The sequence below is a fragment of the Streptomyces chryseus genome (genome assembly GCF_014650755.1).
Lineage (GTDB): Bacteria > Actinomycetota > Actinomycetes > Streptomycetales > Streptomycetaceae > Streptomyces > Streptomyces chryseus.
Map to the genome: position 1 here is coordinate 1 of NZ_BMVO01000035.1, position 24,100 is coordinate 24,100.

General features: G+C 71.6%; 33 protein-coding genes and 1 pseudogene. 32 read left to right on the forward strand and 2 right to left on the reverse strand.

The window, feature by feature from the left end; genetic code table 11:
- The 28 genes and pseudogenes from IE185_RS30325 to IE185_RS30455 all read left to right on the forward strand — a co-directional run.
- Positions 1 to 805, forward strand: a pseudogene (locus IE185_RS30325) (hypothetical protein); the annotation flags it as partial.
- Positions 806 to 944: 139 nt separating this feature from the next.
- The gene (locus IE185_RS30330) at positions 945 to 1,421 is read left to right on the forward strand and encodes a hypothetical protein (protein ID WP_138894300.1); all 477 of its coding nucleotides are present in this window, start codon (positions 945 to 947) and stop codon (positions 1,419 to 1,421) included.
- The gene (locus IE185_RS30335; RefSeq protein WP_138894301.1) at positions 1,418 to 1,726 is read left to right on the forward strand and encodes a hypothetical protein; all 309 of its coding nucleotides are present in this window, start codon (positions 1,418 to 1,420) and stop codon (positions 1,724 to 1,726) included. The genes IE185_RS30330 and IE185_RS30335 overlap by 4 nt, the downstream gene beginning before the upstream one ends.
- 562 nt (positions 1,727 to 2,288) lie before the next feature.
- Positions 2,289 to 4,058, forward strand: coding sequence for an ATP/GTP-binding protein (locus IE185_RS30340; protein ID WP_138894305.1), 1,770 nt, complete (start codon positions 2,289 to 2,291; stop codon positions 4,056 to 4,058).
- A gap of 20 nt (positions 4,059 to 4,078) precedes the next feature.
- On the forward strand, positions 4,079 to 4,498 hold the full coding sequence (locus tag IE185_RS30345; protein WP_138894302.1) for a conjugal transfer protein TraB: 420 nt from the start codon (positions 4,079 to 4,081) through the stop codon (positions 4,496 to 4,498).
- A gap of 82 nt (positions 4,499 to 4,580) precedes the next feature.
- Positions 4,581 to 6,716, forward strand: a complete 2,136-nt coding sequence (locus tag IE185_RS30350) for a chromosome segregation protein ParM (protein ID WP_138899301.1) — start codon at positions 4,581 to 4,583, stop codon at positions 6,714 to 6,716.
- A 79-nt stretch (positions 6,717 to 6,795) separates the two neighbouring features.
- Positions 6,796 to 6,984: a hypothetical protein gene (locus IE185_RS30355; RefSeq protein WP_138899411.1), complete on the forward strand. Its 189-nt coding sequence runs from the start codon at positions 6,796 to 6,798 to the stop codon at positions 6,982 to 6,984.
- Positions 6,985 to 7,366: 382 nt separating this feature from the next.
- Positions 7,367 to 7,858 (forward strand): hypothetical protein, encoded by a 492-nt coding sequence (locus IE185_RS30360; protein WP_138899410.1) that lies wholly within the window; start codon positions 7,367 to 7,369, stop codon positions 7,856 to 7,858.
- Between the two features lie 43 nt (positions 7,859 to 7,901).
- Positions 7,902 to 8,687 (forward strand): hypothetical protein, encoded by a 786-nt coding sequence (locus tag IE185_RS30365; protein ID WP_189716419.1) that lies wholly within the window; start codon positions 7,902 to 7,904, stop codon positions 8,685 to 8,687.
- Between the two features lie 118 nt (positions 8,688 to 8,805).
- Positions 8,806 to 9,021 carry a hypothetical protein gene (locus IE185_RS30370; protein ID WP_189716421.1) on the forward strand — a complete coding sequence of 72 codons (216 nt, stop codon included), beginning with the start codon at positions 8,806 to 8,808 and terminating at the stop codon, positions 9,019 to 9,021.
- Positions 9,022 to 9,080: 59 nt separating this feature from the next.
- Positions 9,081 to 9,215 carry a hypothetical protein gene (locus tag IE185_RS33775; RefSeq protein WP_268246684.1) on the forward strand — a complete coding sequence of 45 codons (135 nt, stop codon included), beginning with the start codon at positions 9,081 to 9,083 and terminating at the stop codon, positions 9,213 to 9,215.
- Entirely contained in the window at positions 9,215 to 9,679 is a 465-nt protein-coding gene (locus IE185_RS30375; protein ID WP_138894412.1) for an RRQRL motif-containing zinc-binding protein, read from the forward strand. The genes IE185_RS33775 and IE185_RS30375 overlap by 1 nt, the downstream gene beginning before the upstream one ends.
- Before the next feature lie 114 nt (positions 9,680 to 9,793).
- On the forward strand, positions 9,794 to 10,303 hold the full coding sequence (locus IE185_RS30380) for a hypothetical protein (protein WP_138894413.1): 510 nt from the start codon (positions 9,794 to 9,796) through the stop codon (positions 10,301 to 10,303).
- Positions 10,300 to 10,653, forward strand: coding sequence for a tubulin-specific chaperone D (locus IE185_RS30385; RefSeq protein ID WP_189716423.1), 354 nt, complete (start codon positions 10,300 to 10,302; stop codon positions 10,651 to 10,653). Before IE185_RS30380 ends, IE185_RS30385 begins: the two co-directional genes overlap by 4 nt.
- The gene (locus tag IE185_RS30390) at positions 10,650 to 11,636 is read left to right on the forward strand and encodes an ATP-binding protein (protein WP_138894414.1); all 987 of its coding nucleotides are present in this window, start codon (positions 10,650 to 10,652) and stop codon (positions 11,634 to 11,636) included. Before IE185_RS30385 ends, IE185_RS30390 begins: the two co-directional genes overlap by 4 nt.
- Positions 11,633 to 11,899 carry a hypothetical protein gene (locus IE185_RS30395; RefSeq protein ID WP_138894415.1) on the forward strand — a complete coding sequence of 89 codons (267 nt, stop codon included), beginning with the start codon at positions 11,633 to 11,635 and terminating at the stop codon, positions 11,897 to 11,899. Before IE185_RS30390 ends, IE185_RS30395 begins: the two co-directional genes overlap by 4 nt.
- Positions 11,896 to 12,096: a hypothetical protein gene (locus IE185_RS30400; protein WP_138894416.1), complete on the forward strand. Its 201-nt coding sequence runs from the start codon at positions 11,896 to 11,898 to the stop codon at positions 12,094 to 12,096. Before IE185_RS30395 ends, IE185_RS30400 begins: the two co-directional genes overlap by 4 nt.
- A gap of 103 nt (positions 12,097 to 12,199) precedes the next feature.
- On the forward strand, positions 12,200 to 12,475 hold the full coding sequence (locus IE185_RS30405) for a hypothetical protein (protein WP_138894417.1): 276 nt from the start codon (positions 12,200 to 12,202) through the stop codon (positions 12,473 to 12,475).
- An 88-nt stretch (positions 12,476 to 12,563) separates the two neighbouring features.
- Positions 12,564 to 13,250, forward strand: coding sequence for a GGDEF domain-containing protein (locus IE185_RS30410; RefSeq protein ID WP_138894418.1), 687 nt, complete (start codon positions 12,564 to 12,566; stop codon positions 13,248 to 13,250).
- Positions 13,247 to 13,690, forward strand: coding sequence for an ASCH domain-containing protein (locus IE185_RS30415; RefSeq protein WP_138894419.1), 444 nt, complete (start codon positions 13,247 to 13,249; stop codon positions 13,688 to 13,690). Before IE185_RS30410 ends, IE185_RS30415 begins: the two co-directional genes overlap by 4 nt.
- Positions 13,687 to 13,956, forward strand: coding sequence for a hypothetical protein (locus IE185_RS30420; RefSeq protein ID WP_138894420.1), 270 nt, complete (start codon positions 13,687 to 13,689; stop codon positions 13,954 to 13,956). The genes IE185_RS30415 and IE185_RS30420 overlap by 4 nt, the downstream gene beginning before the upstream one ends.
- Positions 13,957 to 13,978: 22 nt before the next feature.
- On the forward strand, positions 13,979 to 14,185 hold the full coding sequence (locus tag IE185_RS30425) for a hypothetical protein (RefSeq protein WP_138894421.1): 207 nt from the start codon (positions 13,979 to 13,981) through the stop codon (positions 14,183 to 14,185).
- Positions 14,185 to 14,670 (forward strand): hypothetical protein, encoded by a 486-nt coding sequence (locus tag IE185_RS30430; RefSeq protein WP_138894422.1) that lies wholly within the window; start codon positions 14,185 to 14,187, stop codon positions 14,668 to 14,670. Before IE185_RS30425 ends, IE185_RS30430 begins: the two co-directional genes overlap by 1 nt.
- Entirely contained in the window at positions 14,667 to 14,843 is a 177-nt protein-coding gene (locus IE185_RS30435; protein WP_170198266.1) for a DUF8839 family protein, read from the forward strand. Before IE185_RS30430 ends, IE185_RS30435 begins: the two co-directional genes overlap by 4 nt.
- A 93-nt stretch (positions 14,844 to 14,936) precedes the next feature.
- Positions 14,937 to 15,356, forward strand: coding sequence for a RapZ C-terminal domain-containing protein (locus tag IE185_RS30440; protein ID WP_138894423.1), 420 nt, complete (start codon positions 14,937 to 14,939; stop codon positions 15,354 to 15,356).
- Positions 15,353 to 15,883, forward strand: coding sequence for a hypothetical protein (locus tag IE185_RS30445; RefSeq protein WP_138894424.1), 531 nt, complete (start codon positions 15,353 to 15,355; stop codon positions 15,881 to 15,883). Before IE185_RS30440 ends, IE185_RS30445 begins: the two co-directional genes overlap by 4 nt.
- A gap of 215 nt (positions 15,884 to 16,098) precedes the next feature.
- A complete protein-coding gene (locus IE185_RS30450) occupies positions 16,099 to 16,821 on the forward strand; it encodes a ParA family protein (RefSeq protein ID WP_138894425.1) in 723 nt (240 codons plus the stop codon).
- On the forward strand, positions 16,821 to 17,660 hold the full coding sequence (locus IE185_RS30455; RefSeq protein ID WP_138894426.1) for a hypothetical protein: 840 nt from the start codon (positions 16,821 to 16,823) through the stop codon (positions 17,658 to 17,660). Before IE185_RS30450 ends, IE185_RS30455 begins: the two co-directional genes overlap by 1 nt.
- Positions 17,661 to 17,895: 235 nt before the next feature.
- Here IE185_RS30455 and IE185_RS30460 read toward each other — a convergent pair whose 3' ends face one another.
- On the reverse strand, positions 17,896 to 18,201 hold the full coding sequence (locus IE185_RS30460; RefSeq protein ID WP_138894427.1) for a hypothetical protein: 306 nt from the start codon (positions 18,199 to 18,201) through the stop codon (positions 17,896 to 17,898).
- 410 nt (positions 18,202 to 18,611) lie between these two features.
- Between IE185_RS30460 and mobF the strand changes: the two genes are divergently transcribed.
- The 4 genes from mobF (at position 18,612) to IE185_RS30480 (ending at position 22,318) form a co-directional block, all read left to right on the forward strand.
- Entirely contained in the window at positions 18,612 to 20,450 is a 1,839-nt protein-coding gene (gene mobF / locus IE185_RS30465; RefSeq protein WP_229843781.1) for a MobF family relaxase, read from the forward strand.
- Between the two features lie 104 nt (positions 20,451 to 20,554).
- Positions 20,555 to 21,139 (forward strand): hypothetical protein, encoded by a 585-nt coding sequence (locus IE185_RS30470; RefSeq protein WP_138894429.1) that lies wholly within the window; start codon positions 20,555 to 20,557, stop codon positions 21,137 to 21,139.
- A gap of 36 nt (positions 21,140 to 21,175) precedes the next feature.
- A complete protein-coding gene (locus IE185_RS30475) occupies positions 21,176 to 21,907 on the forward strand; it encodes a hypothetical protein (protein WP_138894430.1) in 732 nt (243 codons plus the stop codon).
- 186 nt (positions 21,908 to 22,093) lie between these two features.
- On the forward strand, positions 22,094 to 22,318 hold the full coding sequence (locus tag IE185_RS30480; protein WP_229843782.1) for a hypothetical protein: 225 nt from the start codon (positions 22,094 to 22,096) through the stop codon (positions 22,316 to 22,318).
- A gap of 1,239 nt (positions 22,319 to 23,557) precedes the next feature.
- On the opposite strand, the gene IE185_RS30485 is transcribed toward IE185_RS30480, so the two are convergent.
- The gene (locus IE185_RS30485) at positions 23,558 to 23,989 is read right to left on the reverse strand and encodes a hypothetical protein (protein ID WP_138894431.1); all 432 of its coding nucleotides are present in this window, start codon (positions 23,987 to 23,989) and stop codon (positions 23,558 to 23,560) included.
- Positions 23,990 to 24,100 lie beyond the last annotated feature (111 nt).

The window sequence follows — 24,100 nt, forward strand, 5'->3', positions numbered from 1 at the left end:
GGGCTACCGGCGCCCGCGCGGGTTCCTCGACCCGGTCCACTCCTTCACCGCCTGGTCGCTCGCGATCACCGACCCGCGCCTGACCACGCTGGACCGGGCCTGGACCGCAGCGGGCGCGGAGCTCGCGGACCGCAAGGCGGCCCGGACCGGTCTGGCCCTGCACCGGGTCGTCGTCCCCCGCCTCGCGGCCGACGACCACGGACCGGCAGCCATCCCCACCGTCCTCACCCTGACCCGCACGGACCGGCCCGGACCGCTGGACAGCCTGGTTCCGGTCCGCCCGGTCCAGCACGGCGGGTATCCGGTCCGGTCCGGTCCGGGCGACCGGAACGCGGTCCACGGTCCGGTCCGGACCGCTGGAGCCACGGACCGGACCGGCGGACCGGCGCTCGCCCTGGAGGCCGGTCCGGCCGGACCGCAGGGCGCTGACCTGCGGACCGGACCCGGTCCGGACCGTGGTCCTCGGACCGTGCCCGCCGCCCAAGGCCCGGCGGCCGGCCGGGGGGTGACGGTCCGGACCGCCGATGCCGCTCCCGGACCGCAGGAGCCGGACCGCACCGGACCGGCCGACCAGGAAGCCCCGGAAGGCGTTGCCGGTCCGGACCGGGGCGAGGACGGCGGTCCGGACCTCACGGTCATCACGCTCACGGACCAGGAGCGGACCGCGCTGGACCGGCTCCGGACCGAGGGCGAGCCGCTGAACCGGACCAACATCGCCAAGGCGGTCCGGACCGAGGGCGGCACCATCGCCACGGACCGCGCCGGACAGATCGCGGTCGCCCTCAAGCAGCACACGGTCCGCTGACCGGACCGCCCGCACAACCGTCCTACCGCACATGGTCGCCCCCGGTCCGCGCTCGCCTCGTATGCACCACCAGCCCCGCGCAACAGCCTCGGGGACGGACTCTCCCTCCCCAACCCCCGAGACCTGGAGGTCTTCTCGCATGAACAGCAACGACCCGAACTACTCCCCCCTGCGCGACGTGGCGCAGAACCCGGAGGCAACCGCCCGGTACCTGGCCGACGTTCAGCGGGTCCTGCTGGACATCGGCAAGAACCTGGAGACCCTCGCGCTCGAGACCCGCGTGCACCTGCGCGGCACGAACGTGGAGGGCGACCGCTGGTACCACGCCAGGCTGCGCGCGATGCCCGTCGAAAAGGCCCTCGGGAACGTGCTCAAGAACCTCAACAACCTGACCGAGGGCCTGGAAAAGAGCGCCTACAAGCGCCGCGCCCACGACGAATCCGTCGTGAATACGGCCAAGGACAGGAAGGAAAAGGAGATCGAAAGGCAGCGGAAGAAGAACCCGCCGACCCTCCAGGCCGCACCCACCCCGCCCCAGCAGGGTGCGCAGAACCAGAATTCCGGCTATGGTGGTCCCACGTCGATTTACGACCTCGGTAAGAGGGAGTCGGCGTGACGCGCCCCCTCAGCAGTACCGAACGCTCGATCCAAGGGCGGAACGGCTGGCTGCAGGAAGAAGAGCGCAAGGCGATCGAAAGTCGCGGGGAAATCGGCCGGATGGAATTCTGGCTCCGCGTTACTCGAACCGAAATCAGCCGGGACGTCAAAGCGGGACGCGGTGATGTCGTCACCGCATTCACGTTGGTGTGCCGCCTCTTCAAGCTGGTCCTGGAGAAGCGGCAGGCGGGCGACCCGCGGCTGTTCGACCACCTCATGCAGTACGCGGACACCGTCCTGAAGCAGCACGGCCCGCGTAGCTGAGCGTCACCCCATGAAGGCCCCGCCGGACTCCGGCGGGGCCTCGCGCGCGTAAAGCGTGCACACGTGCACGTGCACGCGCGTGCACACGAGACCCCACTGTCTGTCAAGTCCCCAGGAGGGGAGGTGCCCCGTGTCCGACGAGTCCGACGACACCGGCGGCGGAACCCTGGTCCACGGTCCGTGGAGCGGTGATTCCACCTACACGCTGCCGTCGATCCCGGATTTCATCGACACCATTCCGCCGCCGGAAGACATTCCGGCGGCTCCCCCGGAGAGCCCGGAGGAGACCACGATGGAACTTCCCGCGATTCCGGCTGCTCCCAACCCGGCTACGGCGCTGCGTTCCGAAGGAATTACCGCGCCGGAAGCCGATGAAGAAGAAGGCGAATACGAGGAAGGCGAATACGAACAGCCCCGCTCTCTCGCCGATCGCCTCGGTGACTGGTTGGAATTCCGGCTGGAAACGGCGCGGTACAACCAGGAAAGCGAAGCGCCTTTCCGTGAGGCTGAAATAGCGCGGAAGGCGGCGCTGCTGGAGGGACGCACCGCGCAGGAAGTCGCGATGATGGAGCAGAACGGAAAGCTCCACGCCGCGATGATGAAAGCGAAGGGCGACAAGGCGGCGGCGCGCGGAAAGGCGGATGCCGACCGTACGAAGTCGTCTTCCTCCGGGCTGGGGGCGGACAAGGGCCGCTCGAAGGCCGGCGGCGGTGGCGGGTCCTCGCGCGGCGGTGGCGGCAGCGGGCCGTCCCGCACCAACTCGGGTGCCGGGCCGAAGGGGTCCGGCGGCTCGCGCGGCTCCAACTCCGGCGGCCCCGGCGGCCGTTCCGGCTCCGGTTCATCCGGGGGCAGCGGAAGCGGCAAGGGCGGCACGAAGGGCTCCCAGTCGGGCTCTGGCGCCCGTTCAGCCGGTTCCGGGCGCAGCGGTTCGTCCGGGGGCTCGAAGGGCTCTCAGACGGGCTCTGGCGGCTCCGGGCGGGGCAACTCGAAGGACGACAGGGCAAGTCAGTCGTCCGGAGCCCGCACCGAGCGGGCCCGCGGCCGCCAGGAGCGCGCCGGGGTCCGCCAGGCCGGGCGGCAGGAGCGGCGCAGCGCCGGGCACTCCGCCGGTGTCGCGGACCGGTCCAAGGACCGCGACCAGGGCCGCGCGCAGCGGCAGCAGGCGTGGGAGGACCGCCGGGCCAAGCGCCAGGAGCGGGACGCGGCGCGGAAGGCGAAGCGGGAAGCCGCGGCGTCGGCCGACCCGGGCCGCACCACGCTGGGCAAGGCCGTCGGCGAGGAAGCCCAGCGCCGCTTCGACAAGCGGCGTGCCGACGCGAAGGCCGCGCAGGAGGCGAAGGACGCCAAGGCGGCCGGCACCGAGAAGGTGAACCTGACCAAGGACAAGGACTCCAAGGCCAAGGGCACCGACGGCAAGGACGCCAAGACCGCCAAGGACACCCCCGACGGGGCCTCCAGCGCCGCGAAGGACGGCACGGCGGGTGACACGCCGGGGACGGATTCCACGGCCGGTGACGGGGCGTCTGACGGCGGGAAGAAGCGGCGTCGGTTCCGGCGCCGGCGCACCGGCGCCACGGGCCGTACCGGTTGGCGCGGACGTTCCCGCCGCGCCGGGCGCACCGGTCGTACGGGGCGCGGTCGTACGGGTCGTGCCGGTCGGCGCGGCCGTCCGGCGGACAGCCCGTTCGGCGAGGAGGACTCCACCCCGACGGTGGAGTGGCCCGACCGTCCCACCCGCCCGCCGCGCACCGGCGCCACGGGCGGGGACGACATCGTCGACGCGGACATCGTCCCCGATGCCCCTGGGGCCCTGACGACCGGCGTGCGGGGCCTGCCGCCCGCGCCGGAGCAGCACACCGCACGGCCCGGCACCAGCCGGCCGACAGCCACGGAAGGGAGCAGCGTGAGCAGCTCGGAGGTCAGCAGGCCGTCCGGCGGGGGCGGCCTCGGCGCCCAGCACCGCACGGACATCACGTTCGACGACTACCTGGTGGAGATGGCGAACATCGCCATCCAGGCCGCCTCGGACCAGGAGCGGGCCGAAGCCCTCGCGGAGGCCCTGGACAAGGTGGCCGACGCCCTGCGGGACATGGCCACCGACCTGGTCGGCGACCACAACGTCACCACCGAGGTCACCGAGCTGATCTCGGACCTGGCCGACTCCGCGGCCCGCATGAAGCAGCAGGCAGAGCGGTGCGCGACCGAGTGCGGGCTGGCCCTGGAGGCCGCCAAGCTCGCGGCCGCGATGGTCGCCCGCGTGTACGGCGAGGACATGGCCGCGAAGGAAGACGCGGGCCTCACCTACGTGTCGGCCGCAGCCCACCACGACTAGAAGCAGGGAGGAACCCGCTGATGAGCAGCGATCTCGCACCCCGCCCCAGCGGCGCGGCACCCGCCGTGGCCGACGGCGACAACCGTTACAAGGCCGTCCAGGCCAAGCTCGACGCCCTCGGACGTGCGCTGGATGACGCCGGGCTCGGCCTGGAGGAGCTCGTGCGCAGCGTCCGCAGGAACGCCAAGCGTGCCGAGGACGCGGCCCGCGACGTCGACAACGCCGAACTCGACCCGAAGTTCGTGGAGCTGACCAGCAACGTCGGTGTCGCCCTCGGGGGCGCCGGTGTGCAGGTCAAGAAGCTGTACGAGACGGCGCAGGAGACCGCCGACCTCACCCATGAGACCAAGCGCACCCACTCCAAGCTCTACGGCGCGCTGGACGACATCCGCTCCAACCGGCGGGAGAAGACGCCCCGGCCCGGGTTCTTCAACCGCTGACCCCCACTCCCCCACCCACCCCGCCACGGGCGGCCCCGCACTCTGCGGGGCCGCCTGCGGCTGTTCTGCGAAGGAGAAGCCGGTGACCACGCCGCGCAGCGTCGCGCTGGAGCGCCTCGCCTACACCCTCGCCGCGCCCGTGCTGGCCGTGGCCCCGAACCTCTACCCCGACAGCCCCGTCAACCAGGTCGTGCAGCTGGCCGGCGCGGCCGGGATCGGCGGCTGGTTCCTCGCCGCCAAGAGCGATGAGCCCGGCGCCGGACGCAAGATCCTGCGGTGGTCCCCGCTGGTCCTGGCCGCCGCCATCGACGTCACCGCCAAGACCACCACCGGCTTCGGCCCGTACTGGCTGGACGGGCTGCTCGCCGCCACATGGGCGGCGGCTGGCTACCTGGTGATGCCCTTCTCCCGGCACACCCGCCGTCGTCACCGCCCCGCCCTTGCCGCGCCCGTTCCGCAGCCGGCGCCCGCCGAAGTCCTCGAGGAGCCGGTGGCGCAGCCGGACGACGGAGCCGACCTGCTCACCCGCGACGCGCGGATGCTGTGGGAGCAGGCCGGGATGCCCGGCCGTACGTACATCGTCAAGGCCACCCGGCACCCCGGCCAGCAGCACGACATGACGATCCTGCTGCGCGCCTCGGAGACCGGACGGCCGATCACCGGCCTCACCGAGGCCGCCGTCGCCGCACCGTTCGCCGTGCACTCCGGCGACGTCGTCCTGGCGGAGGTCGCCATCCAGCCCGGCCGCCAGGGCGGCCCCGGCTGGCTGGAGGCCCACATCACCCCCGACGCCAACCAGAGGCGCCGCAAGGCCCCCACCGACCAGGAGCGCTGGACGGACAAGGTCGGCTCGCCCAAGGGCGGCGCCCCCGGCTCCGAGCTGGTCCACAAGACCCGCGACAGCGTCAGGGGGGTCACCTTCTACCGGGCGAAGATGGCCGATGCCACCACGACCCCGCGTATCGACCTGGCCAAGGTCTGCCGCGGCCTGGGCCTGCCCGAGGACGACTCCTGCGTGTTCGTCCTGGTCGACGGCATCGAGTTCCTCATCAGCGCGTTCGACAAGCCCCCGCTGTCCGCGATCTTCCCCGCCACCCGGGAGCTGCTCACCCCGGACGCGAAGGGCATGTACGTGTGCGGGTACACCATCACCGGCCAGCCGGTGAAGAACATGGTGTTCCAGCACGACAAGAACGCCGCGCGGCACGGGCTGATCCTGGGCGTGTCCCGGTCGGGGAAGACGCAGTTCTTCGCGATCGACATGGCCGCCATGTCGCTCGCCGGGCAGGTCGTGTGGCTCTCCACCGTCCGCAAGGACGAGAAGACGTCCACGCTGGGCAAGTACATCGACCGGCAGGGCTCCAACGCCCTGTGGATGGCCCGCTCGCTGCGCGCGGCGAAGGCACTGTGCGAGATCCGGGCGGAGATGCCCTGGCCGCACGACGGCGAGGCGCACGACTACAAGCCGGGCGATGCCCGCTGCCCCTACCGGCAGCTGAACGTGTTCGCGGACGAGTTCATGACCGCGGCGCAGGACGGGGACTTCGGCGAGTTCATCCAGAAGGACGGCGATGACCTCACGGTCACCGGCCTGAAGTACGGGATCGGCTTCAACCCGGCCGGGCAGTCGCCGTTCGCGCACAACGGGTTCTCCACCGAGATGAAGGACAACCTGCGGCAGAACAGCCGGCCGTCCATCTTCAACATGGGCTCGCCCGGTGCCACCCGCAAGGCGGCGGAGGGCACGATGGAGAACGCCTACGACGTGCCGACGATCCCGGCCCGCTACGCCCAGCAGGAAGGGTCCGCGATCGAGCGGGCCATGCGCGGCGAGGCCGACCCGGAGAACGGCGTGTCCACCGGCGGCGTCGCCATCATGGTCATGGACAACGGGCGCGCGGTCCTCATGCGGTCGCTGTACGCGGACTTCGACACCGACCTCGCCGAACTGTTCCCCGACGACGTCAACCACCTCACCGACCACGAGATCAGTGAGCTGGAGAAGCGCGGCCTGTGGTTCGACTGGAACGAGCCCGTGCGGCCCGGGGAGTTCTGGCCCGAGCCCAAGGAAGACGACGGCGACGACGGCGGCTCCCGCCGCCGTGGCGGCGGAGGCGGCAAGGGCGGCGGCGGCCGCGGCTCCAAGGGCGGCAGTCGCCAGGAGGTCGTCTCTGCCCGCAAGGCGCTGGAGGCCATCAAGAGCCTCACCGACGCCTGATCACACCCACCCACCCCGGGGCCGGCCTGCCCGAGCGCGGCCGGCCCCACCCGATCCCCTGTGAAGGAGCACCACCACCGTGGCCCTCTCCATCTCCGCCGCCGTGCTGATGGGCATCATCGTCTTCGTCCTGATCAAGGGCGGCAACGTCCGCGTCGGCTCCGCGCTGGCCTGCACGCTGTTCGGCTTCACCCTCGCCGCGACCGGCCTGGCCCCAGCCATCAACAGCGGCCTCGCCTCGTTCGCCGGACTGATCTCTAGCTTCTGACTACGCCTCTTCCCAGGGCGGGTCCGGCGTGTAGTTGAGCCCTTCGCAGAAGCGGCAGTCCCACTCCGAGGGCACCTCCCACTTGTCGACCCAAAAGCCGACCTGCCTGCCCACGAAAAAGTTGTCTCCGTCGCACCACCCGCACTGGAAGACGAACTCCACCCCAACCCCTTCCCGACGCCTGTTGGTCCGAGGATGCCCGCAGCGCGTGTGCGGTGCCTACCCACCCGCCAGCCTCAACTCCCCTGCTACGCAACGCCGAAGGGCGCCGCCGGACACGCTCCGGCGACGCCCTTCGCCGTCGCGAACCCCTCCCCCACGCGCCCTCCCGGCCACCACGGCCAGGAGGGCGCTCCCCTTCCGCGTGATCGGAGAACACCCCATGGACCCCCTGCACACCCAGCACGGCATGCCCGAGTCCGAGGCCGCGGCCGAAGCCCGCCGCCTGATCGACGCCTGGGCGGCCAAGCCCGTACTCCACCACCCCACCTCGTTCCGCGACGAGACCGAGCCGCCGGCCTTCGGCACCACCCCGCCCGTGAAGCAGGAGGACCACCGGATCGTCCCGGCCTGGGCGGCCGGGATCGCGGTGGCCTCCATCGGCGTCGGCGCCGGGATCACCGGCATCGGCTGCGGGGCCTGGCTCGTGCTCCAGGGCCTGGCCTCCGTCACGTTGAACAGCGTCCTCATGGTCACCCTGCCGTTCGCGGGCCTGGCCATGGCCGCCACCGCCATCGGCGGCGCGATCAGCAAGGCCCGCGCGGCCGTCACCAAGAACGTCTTCGAGGGTCCGGTCACCCACCACACCGAGATCCACAACAACAGCACCACGCGCGGCGCGTTCTTCGCCCGCACCCGCAACGAGATCCGCTGACCCACCCCACCACCGCCCTCCCGCAAGAAGGAGCAGCCACGCCATGACCCACAACGACAAGCCCGTCAACGGCCAGGACAACCCGTCCTTCCTCGACCTCCTCAACCAGCTGCCGCCCGTGCCTCCGGCCCCCGAGCACGGCACCGGGCGGCTCGCATGGCTGCGCGCCGCGTGGAAGGAATCGTGGGAGGAGGGCGGCTTCCTCTACCAGCGGTGGGAGGAGGTCTTCCAGGTCCGGCACAGCAGCTGGCACGAGGTCGCCAACTGGATCAAGGCGGCCGTGCTGTTCGGCGGGCTCAGCCTCATCGTCATGATGCTGGACGCCGCCGGCGACATCGCCGACGCCACGCTCAAGGGCCTGTCCGCCGTCCCGGCCACCAGCGGCGGCGACGGCAGCGGCCTGTGGGGCACGGTCGACCACCCCGTCCGCGTGTTCCTCGCCGGCCAGGCCGCGCACCTGGCCGTCGCCCCGGCCGCCCTGTACGCGTTCTGGCAGCTGACCGGCCTGCTCGGCCTGGTCGGCGGGTTCTTCGGCAACGCCGGTGCCCGCATCGCCTGGCTGCTGTTCGGCATCGGAACCCTCGCCATGATCTGGTCCACCGCCCCGGCCGGAGGACGCGCCGCCGCCACCGGGCTCGCCGCCCTCATGTGGGCCCTGGCCAGCATCTTCGCCCTGCGCGGCCTGAGCCTGCGGCCCATCGTCCACAACCACCCGCCGCAGTACCAGTTCAGCCCCGCGCTCCACCTGCACGCCACGCTCCCCGCCCCCACCCCGGCGGGCGACGACTACGGCGACGAACCCGACAACGTCCACCCGCTCCAGCGCTGACCCCCGGTCGCTCCGCCTGGTCCTCGCCCCTCCCCGCCACCGCGGGGCCGGGCGAGGGCCGGACAGGCCGACCGGCCTCACGCACCACCCGACCTGTCCCCGACCGAATGGAGAACACGTGGCCGTCATAGGCGTGCTGACGGAGCCGACCCCGCCCACCTGGTGGAAGGCCAACCGGCACAAGGTCTACGGCACCGGCGGACTGCTGATCGGCTACCTGATCGGCACCCACCTGCAAGGCGCCCCCGACCAGCAGCCGCAGCACCCGCGCCCGAGCCACACCACGCCGGCCCCGACCGCGCCCGGCGCGCACCGCACGCACACGCCCGCCTGACGCGGCACCCGCCGCTCCGCACCCCGCCGACACGTACGACGTCGGCGGGGTGCGGAGCTGTGCACCGACCTCTGGAGGAACTGCCCGTGCTCATCCCCCGCCCCCGCCGCCGCATCGGCCGGCCCCGCCCGCAGCGTCCCGGACCCCGCTACCCGTACCGCCCCCACCGGCTGCCCGGCACCTGGAACCGGTGATGCCGCGCCGCCGAATCAGGCGTCGCCGCCGCGAGGTGACCCGGGTGCCGCGCAGTGACGCGGCGCTGCCGGAGTTCGATCGCGGCACGGTGCCCGAAGGGCTCGTGACCAGACGGAAGTTACGGGACATGCAGCTGAGTCCCGGCGGCAACGAGGGCCCGGTCGCGATCCTGCGGTGCAGGCTGTGCGCGACCCGCCCGCAGTGGTCCTGCCGTCACCCGACCCGGGGCTTCCTGCTCCGCGTCGACCTGGCGGTGCCCAAGCGCACGCCGACGCTCGCCCAGGAATGGGCCCTGGACAAGGCGATGGCAGCACGCCAGACCTGCGGCGACTGCGGGAGGCGGTTCTACTTCTGCCTCTCCAAGAAGCTCGGCTGTTGCATCGAGTGCTTCGACGGCACCCCGGTGGACCCGAGCAGCTACTTCGCGCCCTCGGCACCCGCCGCTCACCGGCTGGCCGCGTAGCGCGAGCCCCGTCCCGGCCGCACAGGCCGGGACGGGGTACCACCGGGCGGCCGCAGCATCGGCAAAGAGCCGGCCGCCCGCTCCCTCACCCATCGAGATCAGGAGAAATCCAGCATGACGCATCGCCCCGCAGTCTTCGCGGCCCTGCTCGGACTGACCCGCGCCGGGAGCGCGATCGGAGATTTTTGGGTGCAGAACGATTTCTGCGCCCGGGTGAAGGGTGCCTCCGACGAGCACCCGGTCACCTTCAAGGACCCGGTCACCGGCCAGGAGACCACCCACGGCACGGCCGGTGGCCGCTCCGCGTGCCTGCATCACTGCCTGACCTATACGGCCACGCAGGCGATCGTGGCCGGGGCCGGGGCCCGTGCGCTCGGCATCCGGGTCCACCCGGCGGCGGCCGCGGCCGCGCTCGCCATCTCCTTCTCGACCCACTACGCCGCGGACCGACGCGTTCCCGGCGAGGGTTTGCTGGAGCGGATCGCCACCAAGACCGGCAAGGGCGGCTTCTACAAGCTCGCCGACTTCGGCATCAACGGGGCGTTCCACCTGGACGGCGCCTGGCACCACGGCTGGGAAACCGTCGCCGCTCTGGTCGCCACCACCAAGTCCACCACCCGGTGACCGGCCGCCGTCCCCGCACCCGGCTGGACCGGGTGCGCGCCTCCGTCGGCATCGCCCAGCTCGCCCTCCAGCAGATCGAGGACGACCTGGGCGCCGACGACGTCGACGCCCGCGAGCTCGCCGCGATCCTGCGCGAGCTCCAGGAGGACATCGACGTCCCCGGCGGCCTCTTCCCCGCCCTCGCGCAGCTGCTCACCGTCGCCGCGCGCCGGGCGGAGCAGATCGAGCCCGACCGCGACGGTGACGCCTCCTGCCCCCTGCACGAGGCCGCCGCCCTGCTCACCGACAACGCCGGGCCGCGCTTGAACTGGGCCGCCCGCTCCCTTCACCCGCAAGGAGATCCCGCATGACCTCGGTGCTGTACCCGGACCTGCCCGAGAACGGGCTGATCGTGCTGATCGGCGCCTCGGGCGCGGGCAAGTCCACGCTGGCCCGCACCTGGCCGGCCTCCCAGGTCCTCTCCCTCGACGGCCTGCGCGGCGTCGTCAGTGACGACCCCGGTCGGCAGGACGCGACCGGCGACGCCGCCGACGTCCTCAAGCTGATCCTGGAGCGCAGGATGGCCCGCCACCTCAACACGGTCATCGACGCCACCAACCTGGACCAGCCCGTGAGGGCGGAACTGGTGACGGCCGCCAAGCGGCACGGCATGCCGACCGCCGCGATCGTCGTCGCCACGCCTCTGGACGTGTGCCTGGAGCGGCAGGGCCCGCGCCCGGACAACCGGCGGGTGCCCGAGGACGTCGTCCGGTCCCAGCACCAGGCCATGGTCCACTCGCACCAGCGGCTCACGGCCGAAGGCTTCAACACGGTCGTCTTCGCCGACACCCTGCACCGCCTGGAGCCGTTCCTCGGGCGGCTCTCACAGGTACGGGAGGCCGACCTCGGGCGCGACGGCAGCGACGGCCTGGGCGACCTGTGGCTGGCCCGCCGGTTCTTCGGCCCGGAGATCCTGCCGCTGTGGCGGTGGCGCCCGGACTCGGACCTGGCGGCCGGCGACCGGGTCGCGGAGATCCGCCTCGGGCAGCAGTACCTCACCCTGGCCCTGCGCGAGGACGTCGACGGCGAGGGCGACTTCGGCTTCGACGTGGCGCTCCCCTGCCCCGCTGACTCGGAGTGCGCCGGGCAGGCGTGGGCTCCGGCCTACTCGGTCAGCGACCTGCACAAGGCGCTGACCGGCGCGATGGACAACGACCCGGACATCTTCTGCACCGTCCACGGCGGCCCCGACGACGTCGACCAGGAGGCCGACGACCACTACCGGGGCTGGGACGACGACCCCGAGGGGCGCGCCGACCTCGAGGCGCAGGCCCTGGAGGCGATCAGCGCATGAGCACCAAGGCCCCCGCGTGCGGCTGGGACCAGGCCGTCTTCCGGTGCGGGCGGTGCGGCGCCCAGAGCACCGCCATCACCGAGGCCGACTACCTCAAGGCCGTCGGCGCACACGGCGACGCCCACGCGGTGTGGGACCGGCTGAACCCCATCGAGCGCGACGGGATCACCTCGATCCTGCGCACCATCCTGTCCGCGCCGGAACTCGCCGCGGAGCTCCTGGCCCTCGCCGACCGGCAGTCGGCCGGGGGCGAGGGCCGGTGAGCCGCGCCGCCGACGGGCCGCACCCGCACCCGCTCACCCCGGCCGACCTCCCGGCCGGTGACGACTGGGCCCACGGTTGCCCGGACTGTCACCTCCCGATCCAGGGCGGGGGCGCCGGTCTCGCCGCGCACCGCCGCACCGTCCACACCCACGCCGGGGACTCCCGGCGGCCCATCACGATCCATCTGGAGTTCTGACCGCCCCAACCTGCGTGACGGACGCTCCGTGCCGCCCCGGCCCCGTACGACGGGGGCCGGGGCGGTCGCGGTGGTCCCTCAACACAGAGAGGAGTTGGACGTCATGCGCCGATACGAGGTCGACGTCCCGATACACCACGCAACGGACGAGGACCGGCGAGGGCTTCACGTCTTCACCGGCTGCGCCGCCGGACCGGGCGAGGCCCTGGCCGCCGCGCACAGTGCCTACGACCGGGCCGTGCAGTACGTGTCCGCCGGCCGCCCGGCCCCCGACGACTCCAGCGACGGATGGGCCGCGCGCGGCCTGCGCCCCGACTGGGTCCTGGACTGGCACAAGGCCACCGCCAAGGCGTGGGTCAACCCCAACAGCCTGATGTGAATTCGCCCCGAGGCAGGCGCCATAGGCGTCGAAACCGTCGCCTGCCCCGGGTTCCCCATCCCGTACGAGACGAGAGGGAGACACCAGTATGGACTCCGCCCTGCGCGTACAGGCCCGATCCGGGCAACGCGCGCTCCTCATCACCACCCTCGCGGTCCCGCTCACCGGCTGGACCGTCCACGCCCTGACGCTCCACCGGCGCCTTGCCAACGCCCGCAAGGACCAGCTCACCGGCCTGCCGTGCCGACCCGAGTTCATCGCGTACGGCGAGCGGCTCCTGCGCACCCGCCGCCGGGACGCCCTGCACGTCCTGATGCTGGACGGGGTCGACTTCAAGGCCGTCAACGACACCTACGGCCACGCCGCGGGCGACACCGTCATCCAGACCATGGGCCACCGCCTCGCCCGCTGGAGCTCCACCCGTACGGCGCTCGCGGCCCGGCTGGGCGGCGACGAGTTCGCCGTCTGCGCCGTGTTCCCGACGTCGGCCGCCCTCGCGGAGATCACCGCGTTGCGCAAGGAGCTGCAGCAGCCCCTCCAGTACGAGCAGCACACGCTGCGCCTGGACGTCTCGATCGGCATCTCCCGCGCGGCAGACCTGCCCGGCGAGACCATGAGCCGGATCCTGCGCGGCGCGGACACCGCCATGTACAGGGTCAAGGAGGGCGAGGCGACGTTCCCGTACTTCGCGACGCGGGCCGACGCGTACGTGAAGACGGTCAACGGCCGCCGCGCCGGCCGCCGTGGGACGCACCTTTTGGCGGGTGCCGCGTGAGCGCCGCCGAACTCGAGGGCGGCGACTGGATCCGGGGCATCACCATCCGCCAGCCCTGGGCGACCTGCATCCTCGCGGGGAAGAGCACGGAGAACAGGCCCAAGCCCTGGAGCTGGCGTGGCTGGGTCCTTCTCCATGCCGGGATGGCGAAGCCGGAGCCCGCCGTGCTGCGCGACCCGCTGGTCGCCCGCACGATCCGCGGCCGCGAACTGCACCGCGGTGCGGTCATCGGCGTCGCCCGCCTCACCGACTGCCATCAGGACCCCCACGGCTCCCCGCTCTGTACCGAGTGGGCGCAGACCGATGCGTGGCACCTGGTGCTCACCGACGTCCAGGAGCTCGCCCTGCCCGTCCCTGTCGGCGGGCAGCTCGGTCCCTGGAAGCCGGCACCGGACCTGCTCTCCCAGGTCCTCCAGCAGTTGCCCGACCTGCGGCCGTGACACGTAAGAAGCCGCCGTTCGAGCCGGGCTGCGTCCCGGCTCCCGGCGGCCTTCTCGACTGGCGCGACAGCCAGCACTACGACCACTGGCAGATGCGCCCCTGCGCGCTGTGCGAGCAGCCCACGCCGATGCGCTCCCACTCCGGGGAGCCGTCCCACAAGGCGTGCGCTGAGAACTGGATCTCCGAGCACCCCACCGAGGCCCGCCTCGGGAGGTTCGCCTCCGACGTCCAGCCCAAGCGCCGGCGCGACGACAACCACGCCTGAACTCCTCCACCTGGAGGCCCCCGTGGGCAGCACCCCGCAGCACGACGTCGACCCCACCCTCGCCTATCCCGAGCCGCCCGCTTCCCCGCTCTGGCACCGCCAGGGCCCGAAGCCCCGGCCGATCACCCCGGAGCAGCAGCGCCGCAACTGCGAGCTCCTGCTCCGCGCGCAGTACACCCCCCGACCCCGCTCGCCGCGTACCACCGAGACCCTGGCGGAGGCCAGCTGATGGACACCACGCACTGCACCGTCGACGGCTGGGTCGACGCCATCCCCGCCCCCGGCCCGCACGGCACCGCGATGTTCGACCTGACCGTTTGTCCCGCCGATGCGGACACCCTCCCCGACAACGCTCCCGACACGGTCGTCTCCTGCACCGGCACGGCCGCCGGGATCGTCCACGAGCTGCTGACCGGCATACAGCCCGGCGACCTGCTGCGCGTCACCGGCGACCTGGTCCAGCCCCAGACGCCCGGCGGGCCCGCCCGGCTCGCCGTGGAGGTCCTGGAGGTCCTGGACACCGCGCCGATGCTGGTCCTGAGCGACATGGTCATCGACCGGTACGGCGACTACTGCGTGATCTTCGACGCCGACACCGACGCCGTGCCCGTCTTCACCGCGCGCGGCACATGGGTCGGCCTCGCCGACAACCCCGACGCCATCACCACCCTGATCGACATCCACGAGCGCGTGCACGGCGGTGACGACCGATGACCACCGCCGCGCCCCGCACCGTCCTGGAGCGCTTCCCCGCCGGCCACCCCCGCGGCTCCTGGCCCGCCGACGAGTACGCCGCAGCCCAGCGCGCCCAGGGCCACGACGCCCACGTCGTGATGGACCTGACCACCGACCAGTTCCTCGTGGTCACCGGCACCACCACCCGATAGCCCGCGCCAGACACCAGAGCGCCGCACCCGAGCCGGAAGGCCGGGCGCGGCGCTCTGGCGTTCCCGTCCTTCACCACCGAGCAGGAGAACCCCTTGCACCCGATCCGCCTGATCTCGTTCGGCTACCTGCACCTGCCCACCGGCCCGGACGGCTCCCCCGTCCCGCCTGCGGCCGACCGCATCGAGGACGTCCGCGCCCGGCTCCGCGACCCGGCCGCCGCCCGCGACATCCTCGACCTCGACGGCTTCCACCCACGCGTCCAGGACGTCGTCCTCAACACCCCCGGCGCCCGCGAGCTCCTCGCCAACCTCGCCGACTACGCCGACCTGCCCGCCGGCCCCCGCCGGATCGCCATCGGATGCGCAGGGGGTAGGCACAGGGCATCTGGTCTCACCGAACTGCTTGCCCGCGAACTCCGCGACCGCGGCCGCCAGGTCGACGTCGAACACCTCCACGTCCATCTGCCGCGGGTCCTCAAGGCGACCGACACCAGCACCGGAGCGAGCGCATGACCTCCACGGCCCCGTACGAGATCGAGACCAGCGAGGGCGACGACGGCACCCCGCACCCCGTCGAACAGCTCTGGACGCCGTGCGCCGACGACGCAGCCGACAGCGGCTTCGTCGCCCATCGCGACCTGTACGTCACCGGGATCGACGACGCCACCGAGGATCACCTCTACCCGGTCGCGTTCCTGGTCATCGGCCATCAGAGGTGGGCCGACGTCATCGAGGCCGCCGCTGCGTACATGGCCCGGATCCACGGCTGGCGGAACCTGCACCTGTACCCCGGCGACGACCCCTCGGTGCTCATCCCCCGCATCCCGCGCGCCGTCCACACCCACGGCGTCTTCTTACGGCACCCGCACCCCGATCACGGCTGCGCCTGCGAGTGGGACGACACCTGGCGCATGGTTTGGGCACCCGGCACCGAGCCCGGCGCTGTCCCGATCACCGCCTTGCGGCACCCCGCCGCCCTGGTGACCGCAGCCGGCATCCCCAACCCTGACGACGGAGCGCCCGCGACCTGGGCAAAGTGAGATCCCCCAAGAAGGCCCCGTCTCCCGGCAACTGCCTGGAGACGGGGCCTTTTTGTGTTTCAGGGGTTGGTTGGACGCCTCACGCCACGTTGACGAACTAGCTGCACGCCGCGGCGGCGGCGCTACGCTCAACCCGGCCGGAAACACGGACGCCCCGTCTTCTGCCAGACGGGGCCCCGTTAGGGCCGCCATCACGATCAACCGCGAGGAAGAGAATGACGACCACTAACCCCGAGAGTATCCCCCGCTCGGAGGCACTGAGCGAGGCCCAGACGCAGGCCCGCGCCAAGCTCGTCTGGCTACGCCCCGGCAAGAAGAAGGTCATCGCTGTCGGCGGCCTCAAGGGCGGGGTCGGCAAGTCCACCATGAGCGTCTTCGTCGCCTTGGTCTACGCCGTGCATTACGGCCTGCGTGTCCTCCTGGTCGACGCTGACCCGCTGTCGCAGACCGCGTACGACTGGCACCGCCTGGCCAAGAAGAAGGGCGACCCGCTGCCCTTCGACATCGAGACCTGGCCCCACGCTCGCGTCGGCCAGCGCGTCCTCGACGACACGGACGGCTATGACGTCGTGGTGATCGACTGCGGCGGCGAGTCCAGCGACATCTTCGGATCCGCCGTAGCCGTCTGCGACCAGGTCCTCTTCGTCACCTCGCCCCGGAAAGCCGAGATGCGCCGTATCAAGGGCTCGCTCGACGGTGCCCTGTCGGCCGCCAGGGACCGCATCGCCGAGATCGACGCGTACGTGGTCTTCACCCGGGTCAAGAACGCCCGCGGCTCCCACAATGAAGCCGCGCGCGACCTGGTCCGCGGCGCCGGCTACGACCTGCTGGGCTCAGAAGTGCCCGACCTCGTGGACTACGAGGACGCCATGGAGACATGCCCGAAGGACCTGGGGCACTACCTCAACCTGGTGGAGACTCTGGAGGTCGCAGCCTGATGGCCCGCCTTTCCGATTTCAGCCTTGAAGACTCCAGCCCCGCCACCTCCCCGCACGCCGACGGCACAGAGGCCCCAGCCGAAGAAGCGAACGGCAGCAAGCCCTCCGAGGGGAAGGAAGGCCCTGCCAAGGCCAAGAACACCAAGGTGCCGGCGGCGAGGCTTGGAACAGGTCTCCCCGACCCCAAGGCGAAGGCCACCGAGCAGCTTGTCGTGTGCGAGCGAGCGATCCACGACGCCAAGGTCAAATGGCGGGACGCCGCGGACAAGGCCATGGCGGCGTTCCTCGATGAGGCGGGGCCCTACTTCGTGTGGGTCCACGAGAACAAGCTCTACAAGCACCTGAAGGACAACAACGGAAAGCCGTACCGGAGCTTCAATCGTTACTGCCAGGAGCAGCACGGCATCTCCCGCTCCAGCGGCTACCGGATCACCCGCGTCATCCCCCTGCTGAACATCCTCGCAAAGGCCGATCACCCAGTCGGTGACCTGTCGTCGCGACAGACCCAGGTGCTGCACCCGGTACGGCGGCAGCACGGCGAGGACAGCGTGCTCAAGGTCTGGGAGACCGCCTGGGCAACCAAGAAGGGGGTCGTCCCCTCGCCCGACGAACTGACCAAGGCTGTGACTCTCTGCGGCCTCGTAGTCAGGGCGGAGGACGACGAAGACGAAAAGCCGGCCCTGACTCAGGCCAACCCCGGCGCGGAAGTCGAAAAGGCCGTCAAGATCCTCGTCCCGGACACTGTGCGACTGGCCGTGAAGGAGGACCCGGAGAAGGTCCTCTTGCTGGCGCGGACCCTGAACGCGGCCCTGGAAGAGGCAGGCATCACCATCGACTGACGCTCCAGAAAACGTGCCACAGTGGCACACTTTCGGGCCCGCGCAGCGACTGCGGAACTGTGTCACAGTGGCACACTTCCGCAGAGCTTCGCCGGACACGCCAGTGGCCCACCACCCTCCGGTGGTGGGCCACTGGCGCGTAAGCCGTCAGCGCCTGGCGTGAGCTTCATCCGAAGCATTCTGTTCGACTCAATCCGAACGTTCGCGTGCGAATTCGCACACCGCGCCCACCGCATCAGGGGCCGGTGAGGATGTTGTGGGTGCCGATGCGACGCCAGATGACGTGGGGTGTGCCAGGGCGGACCGCGGACCCGTACTCCCACGTGGCACGTCCTGCGGGGCCGGTGCCCATGGACCATGTGAGCTCGTAGATGCCGGATGCGCGCTGGACGCGCTTGACGCGGAGGCCGGCGCGGAAGCGCCCGCCGGTGCGCAGGTCGTCGACGAAGGCCGCCACCGTCCGGCGGAAGCGGTGGCGCTGCTCGGGAGTGAGGCGGCCCAGGTCGGTGGTGAAGCGGGGCGTGGTCTCGTAGGTCGGCACGTCGGTCCTCCAGGCAGCACGAAGCCCCCGGGGTTGCCGGGGGCGGTGGGTGTCTCTCTCGGGGTGAAGGGAGTTGGTGACGTGGTGCTGGGTGGTGCGTCTTTGGCCGGTCGGTGGGGGAGCGGTACGTAGGGATGCGCTTGTCGGCGGTGGAGTCGTCTGGTGGCGGTTTTCGGGGTGTGTGAGTCGCGTGGGGCTGGTTGTCGCGCAGCATTTGCCTGGCCTCGGGCGGTGTCCGCCGGGCGGGCATGACGTCGCCGCGGATGCCCGCCAGGCGGGATCGGCCGTGAAGTTCCGGTGAACCCTCCCGCCTCACGGGATCGGACTGTTCTTGCAGGTCAGGGTCGGTATTCACTGCCGGGATGCTGAGTGTTGCGAAGGTCCAAAGACGAAATGCGTGGCGCTACTACGTGCGCGGGGTTGCCTTCGGGGACGGCCGTCGTCCCGTCGGTCAGTCCCTGAAGGGCGCCCAGGAGAAGGCCGGGCTTCCGCCCGGGGTGTGGATGGGGCGCGGCCTGGCCGCGCTCGGGCTCACCGCCGGGCAGACGGTGACCGAGCGGCAGATGGAGCTCGTCTTCGGACAGCTCCGGCACCCGGACGCCGACCGCATCGAGCGCGACCTCCTGGACGACGGTGCTGACCCGGAGACGGCCCGGCTGGCCACCGTCCTCGGGCAGCCGGTCGAAGAGATCGAGCGACGCAAGGTGACCCCCTTGTTCGCTCTCGACTTCACCTTCCGGGCGCAGGCATCCCTGATCGTGCTGTGGGCGCTGGGAGACGACCACACCCGGCGCGTCATCGAGCGGGCACACGAGCGGGCCATCGACACCGCGCTGCGCTGGCTCGAGGACGAGGTCGCGGAGACCCGGTGGTCCTCGGGCCGTCAGCGGGCGAAGGCCCCGGGCCTGGTGGTCGCGAAGTGGCGGCACTTCGACAACCGCGACGGTTTTCCCCTGCTCCACGACCACTGTCTGGTCCTCAACCGGGCGCAGCGCCCGGACGGCTCCTGGTACGCGCTGGACACGGTCCGTCTCTTCCAGAATGTGGTGGCCGCCGGGACGCTCTACACCCTCACGATGACGACCGAGGTGTGCGAGGAGCTCGGGCTGGCGACCGTGCCCCGGGAGGTGACGCCCGGCCTGCGCCCCGTCATGGAGATAGCCGGCGTCGACTCCGAGCTCATCGACTGGTCCTCCACCCGCCGGGAGCAGATGGCGCCGGTGCTGGAGCGCATCACCGACAAGTACGTCAAGAAGCACAAGCGGCTGCCCGGCGAGCGCGGCCGCAGCGGCCTGGGCTGGTGGGCGGCGCAGGACACCCGCCGGGAGAAGAAGAACCCCAAGCCCTTGGAGCAGCTGCGCGCGTGGTGGCGCGCCTCCGCGATCCTGCGGTTCGGGCAGTCGATGGTCGACGGGCTGCTGGAGCGGTGCCGTGCGGCCGGGAAGGCGATCCGGGCCCGGGTGGGCCCGGTGGTGGACACCGCGCTCGCCGCCATCGACGTCGCCGCGATCGTCTTCACCGTCCGCAACGCCTTCGCTCGCCGCCACGTCCTGGCCGAAGCACGCCGGCACCTGCTGGAGACCCTGCGCGGCCGGGCGTTCACACGCGGCCTGGACGACTACATCGCCGACGCGGCCCTGTCCCGGCACTCCCGGCAGCTCACCGTGCCGCAGAAGGGCCGCCGGGCCCCATCCCCGGACCGGCTCACCTACACCGCCGACTTCGCCTGGCCCCACCGGTGGTGGATCGCCGGCACCGATGGCAAGCCTCCGCGGGAGTCGTCCCGGTACGAGCGCGCCCGGGTCGCCAGCCTCGCCCTGCAGAACGCGATCCGCGACGCCCGGATCCTTTCCTCCGTACGGGACGAAGCGCCCGCCGCGACGGCATCGGCCGCCGCGCGTGACGACCAGAACCACGACCAGGCGGCGCCGCACGCCGTCGACCACCCGGACCGGGACGCCGCCCTCACCCCGGCGCAGCAGGCCGCCGCCGTTCACGTCCATCAGCAGGCCGCGATGCCCGAGGAGTACCTGGAGGGCCGTACGACCGACCCTGAGACGTGGTTGTACACACCGAAGAACCTCGCCCGGCTGGCCGCCCTCACCAAGGCATCCGAGGCCCGCAGTCGCACCATCGCGGACGGACCGCAGCCGCAGCAGCCGACCGCGGCCGCGCCCGACCCTGCCAGCCAGCGACAACACCACACGCCCCAGCCGGATCAGGGCAGGGGGCCGGCCCCCAGCCAGTGACAGATGCCAACCGGCCAGCGCGTGGCCGATCTGCGACTTCCCCCACAAGCCTCGGCGCCTCCGACTGAGAATCGGGGGCGTTGGCACCCGGCACGGGAGGAACCTTGACCGACCTGCACGAACCCCTGGAACCGCTGGAGAACTACCCCGAGGAACTGCCCCCGCCCCGCCAGCGCGGCGACGTGAACCTGGTGGGCCTGCTCAGCCTCGCCGACGACCTCGCCCGCAACCTGCGGGCGCTGAAGATCCGGGTCCAGCCCCGCGACCGGGAGAACCCGTGGGTCAGTCCCGAGCAGGCACGGGAGAACACGGAGAAGGAAGTCGACCGGCTCCTGGGCACAGCCGTCTACTTCCAGCGTCACGCCCACGCCGCGCTGCTCGGGCGGTGCGTGCTCGGTGCGGACTCCAAGGAGGACTGCTCCACCGAGGGCGCCAGCCTCCAGCTCAACGTCTGGGACAACAAGACGCGCCGGGACATCGTCGAAGACGGCACCACCGGCTGCGTCGCCCACACCGTCGAAGCCGCCCGCCGGACCATGGCCGATCCCGCCAGCCGCAAGATCCTCCTCGCCTTCGTCCGCGACGACGAAGGCACCGCCGTCGCCCGCGCCCTCGGACTCGGACCGGACGACACCGCGCAGTTCTTCGACCGCGGCCTGGTCCTGCGCCCTGAACACCGCGTCTCCTGACCCCGCCTCCCCAGCAGCCCGCATTGGAGTGCCACGTTGACCTTCGAGCCACTCGACCTGAACCTGACCGATCCGGGGAAGGGCTACCTGAACTTCGTCCTGTCCGTCGACGCGCGCCTCGGTAACACCTCGTCATCGCTGAACGCCGATCTGTCCATCGAGGCATCCCAGACCGGGACACCTCACTTCCAGGAGTGGCGGAGTCGGCTGGAGCGCTGCGAGCCGAACGCGATGCACTGCACGCTCGTGGAGCCGACGAAGATCCCGGCCCTCTTCCACCCGTGCGTCACCGAGGACCAGGACAGCCCGGCGGCCATTTCCGGATCGGGCTGCTTGTGCCGCCAAGCCTTCTACGACCCCGAGTTCGGGCTGCCCGTCGTGGCCGAACACTTCAGGCACGTCGCTGAGGGGGGCACGGACCAGTGGGCCTACCAGACGTACGCCCCGCTCGACCTGCGCCCTGACGACACCTTCAGCCGCTTCATCTCCGGCCGCAGCCTGTTCTGGGCCCGGACGGAGAAGGGGCTCCTGTCGATCCTGCCGCAGACCGAAACCTTCGAGTACAACATCGGCTACAGCGGCGGTGGCCCGCGCGCCCTGGCCACCTACCTCACCCAGGTCGCCCGCACCGATGGCCGGAGCACCGCCGCCGGCCCCGCGCACGAGAAGGCGCATCCCGCGATCCTCGCCTGGACCCAGAGCAGTGCGGCCGACCGTGGAACGAGCGAGCTGACGCTGAGCGACCTCAAGGCCATGCTGCAGAGCTGACCGGCGAACCATCCGGCGCCCCACGGACCAGCCGTCCGTGGGGCGCCCGCGCGTGTGCGACCCGGAAGGCCGGACCGGCGCGCGCTCCGCCTTACGGAACGGACGGCGAAGTCGCCGCGCCAGCTGTCGGGACGTGACCGGCAGCGTGGCCCTGGAGTCGGCCGCGAGGGGCGAGGGTGCGGGGGAGTGATCCGCCTGAGCATGGAGGCCCCGATGGTCAACCCGATCCCGATTTACATCTCGCCGGAGCAGCTGGAGCACCTGGAGGAGCTTGTCGCCGCGAGCCGGCTGCGTGCGGCGCGGTTCCCGTCCCCGAAGCCGCCGCCGGTCCGGCGCCGCTCCCGGCAGCACCCCGGCGGCCGACTGAACTCGTGGCGGACCGCGCGCCTGCGCCGACGTCACCAAGGGTGAGCCGACACGGCGGGCTCCACTGCTCGTACGGGCAGCCTGCCCCTGGTATTGACCGGGACTTCCCCAATTGGGGAAGTTCCGTGCTGTTGGCGGGCTCGGCTACGGCATCCGAATCTTTACGGCGTAAACCGCGACCGCAGGTGCGGCTCGGCGATGCAACGCCCGGAGAGTGGAGCCCATCGTGGCGCGCATCGGGTGGGAGTGGACTCCACCGCGATGTCCACCGGGTGGCAGTGGACTCCACTTCCGGGAGCACCGGCCGGTGGGGGAGTGGAACATCCCGACACCCGGTGCACCCATTCGATGTCGCCGGTGCACTGCATCGCGCCCACCGGCGATGACGATGCACGGCATCGTGCGCACCGGTGCGCACCGACGATGTCGTCCACTCCCGGCTACCGCACCGGCGCGCATCGTGGTGCGCCGCACTCGCCGACCACCGCACCGTGGTGATGATGCGCGCACCGGTGGGCCCTGGTGCGCGCACCACGCCCTCGGCGCGCGCACCCAGCGCACCGTCTGTCCGAGCCGGTGCGCACCGCTTGGCTGTCCCACCGGAGCGCGCCCACCGGACCCGCCCTCGTGCCCGGTTAATGTGATCTGCCTCATATCAAGGGCTCGCATAACGCGCATATGGGATTTCGAGGGGATGGAAGTCAAGGGGGTGTGTGATATAGGGACTTCGCTCGATCCAGACCCTCGTCGCAGTAGCCCGCGCGCCATTCGGAACGCGCCGCGCGCGCCATGACGCGCACCGCCAGGCCGTGGTGCGCGCAATTGCCGGCCCACCCGCACGGGTCGGTGCGCGCACCGACCGCACCACGATGCGCACCGCCACTCCCGGTGGTGCGCACCACCGCACCCGAGGCGCGCGGCGGGCGCACCACCGGCCCGGGAGCGGACGCCATCGTGCGGAGTGGAGCGCACCCGATGGCCGCCACCGCATCCGATGTCCGGACGATGCACCGCATCCGATGCGCGACATCGCGATGGGAGTGCCCTGCATCGCCTCGGGAGTGCACGACATCGCGATGGGGAGTGCACAGCATCCGATGCTGTGCACCGGATGCCGGGCCAGTCCGGGAGAGTGCATCGCTCCTTGACAGGGTTGGATAGCGGCCCCGGGCGGCACGCATCGTTCCTTGACCACGTTCGCTACCTGCGGCATCGCGGCCGAACGAGACGGTGCCCGGGGGAGGAGAAGTCTCCGTCCCCGGGCACCGTCCCGGCTGGATCAGCTCAGGCCGCGACCGCCGGCTGCCCGGCGTGGGCGTCGCCGCGGACGTCGGCGAGGAACTGGCTCACCTGATCGACCTCCTGCATGATTTCGATCAGGAACCCGGCCGCGATCCACGCGGTGTGCGCCCCGGCGCCGCTCGCGAGGCACCACCGCTTGAGGTACCGGCTCGCCACCGTCACCAGCTTGTCCATGACGTACGCGGACTCGCAGTCGGCGTGTTCGTCGGGCACGACGGTGATGTAGTCGGCCAGCAGCAGCGCCCCGAACTCACCGATCAGCCGGGCCAGCTCGGGGCCGTCGGCGTGGAACGCCGCGAGCGCGGCCTTGTCCTCCTCGCTGCCCTGCTCCTGCCAGACCAGCTCCACGTAGTCGGCGGCCCTCCGGATCTGCTCCGGGGCGAGCTGGGGCACCTTCGGCGACGTCGTCTCCATGACGAATCCCTTCCTGTACGGGCCGCGCGCCTGCTGCGCCCGGCCTGCTGATCACAGCCTCGGAGACTGGGCCTGTGGACAGAGGACGGTGCGCGAGGGGAGTGCGTTCCA

Coding starts and splice junctions, on each gene's coding strand:
- IE185_RS30455 (WP_138894426.1), top strand. CDS start 16,821: ATGGCCCGCCTTTCCGATTTCAGCCTTGAAGACTCCAGCCCCGCCACC.
- IE185_RS30365 (WP_189716419.1), top strand. CDS start 7,902: ATGACCCACAACGACAAGCCCGTCAACGGCCAGGACAACCCGTCCTTC.
- IE185_RS30330 (WP_138894300.1), top strand. CDS start 945: ATGAACAGCAACGACCCGAACTACTCCCCCCTGCGCGACGTGGCGCAG.
- IE185_RS30410 (WP_138894418.1), top strand. CDS start 12,564: ATGGACTCCGCCCTGCGCGTACAGGCCCGATCCGGGCAACGCGCGCTC.
- IE185_RS30405 (WP_138894417.1), top strand. CDS start 12,200: ATGCGCCGATACGAGGTCGACGTCCCGATACACCACGCAACGGACGAG.
- IE185_RS30450 (WP_138894425.1), top strand. CDS start 16,099: ATGACGACCACTAACCCCGAGAGTATCCCCCGCTCGGAGGCACTGAGC.
- IE185_RS30390 (WP_138894414.1), top strand. CDS start 10,650: ATGACCTCGGTGCTGTACCCGGACCTGCCCGAGAACGGGCTGATCGTG.
- IE185_RS30340 (WP_138894305.1), top strand. CDS start 2,289: ATGATGGAGCAGAACGGAAAGCTCCACGCCGCGATGATGAAAGCGAAG.
- IE185_RS30345 (WP_138894302.1), top strand. CDS start 4,079: ATGAGCAGCGATCTCGCACCCCGCCCCAGCGGCGCGGCACCCGCCGTG.
- IE185_RS30485 (WP_138894431.1), bottom strand. CDS start 23,989: ATGGAGACGACGTCGCCGAAGGTGCCCCAGCTCGCCCCGGAGCAGATC.
- IE185_RS30435 (WP_170198266.1), top strand. CDS start 14,667: ATGACCACCGCCGCGCCCCGCACCGTCCTGGAGCGCTTCCCCGCCGGC.
- IE185_RS30395 (WP_138894415.1), top strand. CDS start 11,633: ATGAGCACCAAGGCCCCCGCGTGCGGCTGGGACCAGGCCGTCTTCCGG.
- IE185_RS30430 (WP_138894422.1), top strand. CDS start 14,185: ATGGACACCACGCACTGCACCGTCGACGGCTGGGTCGACGCCATCCCC.
- IE185_RS30360 (WP_138899410.1), top strand. CDS start 7,367: ATGGACCCCCTGCACACCCAGCACGGCATGCCCGAGTCCGAGGCCGCG.
- IE185_RS30380 (WP_138894413.1), top strand. CDS start 9,794: ATGACGCATCGCCCCGCAGTCTTCGCGGCCCTGCTCGGACTGACCCGC.
- IE185_RS30375 (WP_138894412.1), top strand. CDS start 9,215: ATGCCGCGCCGCCGAATCAGGCGTCGCCGCCGCGAGGTGACCCGGGTG.
- IE185_RS30445 (WP_138894424.1), top strand. CDS start 15,353: ATGACCTCCACGGCCCCGTACGAGATCGAGACCAGCGAGGGCGACGAC.